Genomic DNA, 239 nt, shown 5'->3' on the forward strand with positions numbered 1-239 from the left:
CGCTTGGAAGGCACGCACACTGTAATCCATCGTTCGCCTGTTGTATTTCTCATGAAGATGCTTGATCAGAATCTCAGACAATGGAACATAACGTGACAGAACCGACTGGGCAAGTGTATCCAGTGAAAAAGCATTTTTTCCTGCCTTTTTACGGAGATTGTTGATTAACACTTGATGGATTTCAAGGTCCTGCAGCTTCCTTGGAGAATAAGTTACTACGCTTAATCCACCTTGCCGGA

Annotated in this window: 1 protein-coding gene; it reads right to left on the bottom strand. The window is 43.9% G+C overall.

The genetic code is table 11. From position 1 onward, the window contains the following. Positions 1-239 (bottom strand): hypothetical protein (locus tag MN204_RS21150; protein ID WP_249873011.1); only part of this gene is annotated, 239 nt, incomplete at both ends.

The organism is Oceanobacillus saliphilus (genome assembly GCF_023522835.1).
In the GTDB taxonomy this organism is placed as follows: domain Bacteria; phylum Bacillota; class Bacilli; order Bacillales; family Amphibacillaceae; genus Oceanobacillus; species Oceanobacillus saliphilus.